The following is a 4,260-nucleotide window of genomic DNA, read 5'->3' as shown; positions in this document are numbered from 1 at the left end:
CAGCCGTTGGCCGGCTGCGCCAACGAGCCCGTTGACGACCACCGGTACGTCGACGGCAGGGCGCACGAGCCGCCCGGGGGCGCCGGCGTCGGCGTCGACGAACCGGAGGGCCTGAAGTTCCAGTGCTGGTTGGTCGCGCCCCAGGAGTCCCAGATCTGGACGGGCGTGCCGTTGGCGGTCTGGTTGCTGGGGGTCTCGAGGGCCCGGCCGCTGGCGACGTTGATCAGCGTGTACGAGCCGTCGCTGTTCCGGGTGGCCTTCCAGTGCTGGTTGGCGCCCGTGTTGGAGTCCCAGACCTGCACCTTCGTCCCGTTGCCGGTCCGGCCCCCGGGTTCGTCCAGGACCCGGTCGCTGGCGAGGTTGGTGAGCGTGTAGGAGCCGTCGTTGTTCTTGGTGGCGCGCCACTGTTGGTTGGTGGCGCCGCTGGCGTCCCAGACCTGGAGCGGGGTGCCGTTGCCGTTCTGTCCCGCGGGCTCGTCGAGGACGCGTCCGGCGGCCACGTCGGAGAGCGTGTAGATGCCGCCGGAGACGATGCCGTCGCCCGGGGTGTTCCCGCCGGCGCCGGCCAGGGCGGTGAGGACGGCGTGGTGGGCGGGCTTCTTGTTGCCGTTGTGGTCGAAGAGCAGCGGGTTCTCGCCGCCGCGCCAGGAGTCGCTGTCGCGGATGCCCCACACCGTGATGCCGGTGCAGCGGGCGACGCTGAGGCAGGCCTGGACGGCGTTGGCGTACGCCGTGGCGGATGCCTGGGCGATGTCGAGCTCGGTGATCTGGACGTCCACTCCGAGCGCGGCGAAGTTGGCGAGGGTGGTCTGGAGACTCGCGGGCGGGCCTCCAGCCCCGAAGTGGCTCTGGAGGCCGACGCAGTCGATGGGCACGCCACGGGACTTGAAGTCCTTGAGCATGTTGTAGACGCCCTGGGTCTTGGCGTCGGTCCAGTTCTCGATGTTGTAGTCGTTGTAGCAGAGCTTGGCGGAGGGGTCGGCGTTCCGGGCGGTGCGGAAGGCCTCCTCGATGAAGCCGTTGCCCAGCACGCCCTGGAACACCGAGCCGCGGTGCTGGCCGCCGCCTCCGTCGGCGAAGGCCTCGTTGACCACGTCCCAGGCGTAGATCTTGCCCTTGTAGTGGTTCATCTCGGTGGTGATGTGGTTGTTCATCACGCTGCGCAGGGTGTTGGCGTCGGTGATGGAGGAGACCCAATCGGGCAGTTGGGAGTGCCAGACCAGGGTGTGGCCGCGCATCCGCTGGCCGTGCCCGGATGCGTGGTTGACGACCGAGTCGCCCGGGCCGAAGTTGAACGATCCGCGGGAGGGTTCGACGGTGTCCCACTTCATCTCGTTCTCCGGGGTGATCATGCTGAATTCCCGGTCGAGAAGGGCGGAGTAGGTCGGGTCGCCGAGCCGGCCGGCGGCGATGGCCGTGCCGAAGTAGCGCCCGCTGCCGGCCGCTGCCGCACCCAGTGCGGTCGGCGTGCCGGCATTCTGCGTGCGGGCGGCCTGGGCGACCAGCGGCACGGCGGCACCCACGGCGGCGAGCACCACGGCGGTGGCGATCAGGCGGCGGGTTGTCGGGCGGCGGCGGTGAGAGCGGTTCTGATCGGGCAAAGGATGGTCCTTCCGGGCACGACGGGCCTTGGTACCGGCCCCGATTGCCCGTCAGTTGCCGCTGTGCGCGCGAAGGTTGCCGTGATCGGGGGGAATGTTTCGTCGAGCCGGATCGGGCGGCCCTCGTCCCGGCGGGGCGAGGCCGCCCGGACCGCGAGGAGGTCTGCGGCGGTCCCGGTGTCGTCTGGCTGCGCACCGGCACGTGACCTCACCGTCGAGGTCCTCGTCTCGCCGGCGACGCCGACATCGTCGCCGGCTTCCGCGGCCACGCCCGGAGCCCGCACCGCCCACTCGCCGCGCCGCCCACTCGCCACGCCGGGCATCACGTGCATCGAACCGGACGGATCACCTCAGCGACTCCGCCAGGACCCACCGCGTCGCGCCTCGGGGTGCCGGGCGCCACCTCTACCGGGCCTCAGCGTGCCGGGCCGAACCCTCCCCAGACCGAGGCGGGACCGCCGGCCGACTGGGCGTCGACGCGGTAGCCGTCGTTCGCGGAACCGCGTACGCCGGTGGCGTGGTTGTACTGGCCGGCGAATTCGTGCTGCCCGGCCGGGACGGTGCGGCCCGGCTTGAGCACCCAGCGGTAGACCAGCGTGCCGCCGGTCTCCTGGACGGTGACCGTGAAGTCCTCGCTTGGCAGGGTCCGCCAGTTGCCGGTGTCGCGCACCTCGCCGGTTTGCGCGATGCGCAGTTCGACGCTGAGCGAGGTGAGCGGCTGGGCGGTCCTGAGGGTGAGGTTGCTCTGGGACCAGTAGACGGTGCTGTGCGGGTCGATCGACCCCTCCGACCACAGCGGTCCGTTCTGGGCCCGGCTGCTCGCCGACGGGCTCGGGCGGGGGCCGGCCGGGGAGCTGGCGTGCGGCGCGGTGGTCGCCGGTGCCGGTGCGGCGGTCGGGGGAGCGGACCGCGTCGGCGTCGGTGTGACCGTCGACGAGGGGGCGTCGGGCACGGTGGTGGTGGTGTCCGACGGCGGCGGGGTCCAGGGGGCGATGCCGGCCACGGCGAGTCCGCCGGTGGCCAGGATGCCGGCGGTGGCGAGGCAGGCGAGCGCGACCCTGGGCCATGACCGCAGGCCCGACCGTGCGCGGTGACGGACGGCGGGACCGGCCGCGCCGCGCTGCACGCGGGCCAGCATCCGTGCGCGGTCGGGCTGGTGGGCCTCGGCGGCCTCCCGCAGCTGCCGGACGATGTGCTCGTTCACCGGTTCCTCCTTCCTGCCGCCAGTTCGCCGACCGCTCGTGTGCCGAGTGCTCTTTCCAGCTCGGCCATCCCCTTCGAGGTCTGGCTCTTCACCGTACCGACCGATACGCCCAGCGCAACGGCGGTGTCCTTCTCCGAGAGGTCGAAGGCATGCCGCAGCACCACGCACGCCCGCTTGCGGAACGGCAGCCGGGCGAGCGCCGCACGGACGTCCAGCACGGCCGCCACGTCCGGTCCGTCGGTCCTCTCAAGGCTGCGGGTCCAGAACAGCCGGACCCGGCGCCGTTCGCGGACCGCACTGCGGATCCGCTCCCGGGCCATGTTGGCGACCACCCCGCGGGCGTAGGCGACCGGGTGGTCGGCCGCGCGGAGCCGGTCCCAGCGTTGCCACAACGCGATCAGGGCGTCCGCGGCGAGGTCGTCGGCCGCGTCCGCCTCGCCGGTCAGGAGGTGGGCGAGACGGGCGAGCTCGGCGTAGTGGCGGTCGAAGAAGTCGTGGAATTCCGCGGACGTGTCAGCGAGGAGCATTTCCCCAGGTCGCCCTCTCCCTGCAATGTGAACGTTAACAATCGGCGTGAGCCTAGCAGCGCCCGTGTCCGGGGCGGGGCTGCGCCCACCCCGGAGAGGCACGACCGGCGATCGCTGGGCGGGCGCGGTCAATGCCGGGTGAACTGCACGCGGGTCGGCTGGACGACGTCCGGCTTCACCGCGAGCCCGTCGACGGTCAGCTGCTCCCCGTAGATGTCGGTGACCCTGATCGCCCCACCGCACCCGCTGCCGTCGGGGGAGAGGAAGTAGTTGTAGTCGGTGCGGGACAGCCGCCTCCAACCGCTGCCGGTCCGGACCTCCAGCGTGGCCACCGGGTTCCGGTGGCCGATCACCTGGATCCCGCACCACCACTGGGTGGACCCGGTCTTGTACCGGACCGACATGGTGTCCGGCGCCGTACCGGGGCTCAGCAGCGTCCAGGTGATCGGGAGCCGGCCGACCGAGAGCTCCGCCAGCCTGCCGAAGGCCTCGTGGCTCAGGTCGAGCTGCCCGGGTGCGCAGGGCAGCGGGCACTCGTTGACGATCCGCACCGTGATGCTCGCCCCGTTGGCTGCACGGACGAGCACGTACGCCCCGCAGGCGCCGGACGACTCGTAGTCGGTGTGGTTCATCGCCGCGATCATGAGGTCGCCGGACGGGCCGAACGAGCAGGCGCCGTTGCCGTCGGCCGCGTCGTAGGACGTGGCCACACCGGGGTAGCTCGTCCCCGGCTTGATCCGCCCGGCCAGGGAAGCGGTGGACGCCACCGTGCGGGCACTGCTGGTGGCGGCCGAGGGGGACGGGGTGGCGGCGGAGGACGCCGGCCGCCCCGTCGGGGTGGGCGTGGGCGTCGGTGTGACGGACGGCGGCAGGGTGCCGGTGGCCGGCGGCAGCGGGGTACCGGTGACCGCGGACGGCGACGCCGAGG

The 4,260-nt window shown here is 72.3% G+C and carries 4 protein-coding genes; all 4 read right to left on the bottom strand.

What is annotated here, in order from left to right; translation table 11 throughout:
* Window positions 1-1,553: endo-1,4-beta-xylanase (locus ABZ885_RS36390; protein WP_360198684.1), on the bottom strand; the 1,553-nt coding region annotated here is incomplete at its 3' end.
* A gap of 463 nt (window positions 1,554-2,016) precedes the next feature.
* Window positions 2,017-2,805 (bottom strand): hypothetical protein, encoded by a 789-nt coding sequence (locus ABZ885_RS36385; protein WP_360198682.1) that lies wholly within the window; start codon window positions 2,803-2,805, stop codon window positions 2,017-2,019.
* Entirely contained in the window at window positions 2,802-3,332 is a 531-nt protein-coding gene (locus ABZ885_RS36380; RefSeq protein WP_360198679.1) for a SigE family RNA polymerase sigma factor, read from the bottom strand. The genes ABZ885_RS36385 and ABZ885_RS36380 overlap by 4 nt, the downstream gene beginning before the upstream one ends.
* A 128-nt stretch (window positions 3,333-3,460) precedes the next feature.
* A partial coding sequence (locus ABZ885_RS36375; protein WP_360198676.1) for an expansin EXLX1 family cellulose-binding protein occupies window positions 3,461-4,260 on the bottom strand: 800 nt, incomplete at its 5' end.

Origin of the sequence: Kitasatospora sp. NPDC047058, assembly GCF_040643935.1 — a bacterium.
In the GTDB taxonomy this organism is placed as follows: Bacteria; Actinomycetota; Actinomycetes; order Streptomycetales; family Streptomycetaceae; genus Kitasatospora.
This window is presented reverse-complemented; position numbering and strand designations above follow the sequence as displayed.